At 67.1% G+C, this 228-nt stretch carries 1 protein-coding gene; it reads left to right on the top strand.

The genetic code is table 11. The features are described from left to right. Positions 1–228 (top strand): outer membrane protein assembly factor BamB family protein (locus ACSV5T_RS10530; RefSeq protein ID WP_438321126.1); only part of this gene is annotated, 228 nt, incomplete at both ends.

Raw genomic sequence — 228 nt, 5'->3', positions numbered from 1 at the left:
CTCGGAGGCGAGGGGGAGCTCAGAGCCCTCGACGAAGAGACCGGCAACATGCTCTGGCGGACCAACATCCTCCAGGATGCGCGCGCGTCGAACCTTCAGTGGGGTATGGCGGCAGCCCCGCTCATCGTGGACGACACAGTCGTCGTGCTGCCGGGTGGAAGCAACGGCAACTCCATCGTCGCGTACGACAAGCGCACCGGCACACGCGCGTGGTCGGCGCTCGACGAC

The organism is Veillonella sp. ZSJB6 (assembly GCF_051549505.1).
Taxonomy (GTDB): domain Bacteria; phylum Bacillota; class Negativicutes; order Veillonellales; family Veillonellaceae; genus Veillonella.
Note: the sequence above shows the minus strand (reverse complement) of the source record. Positions and strands in the feature narration are given on the sequence as shown.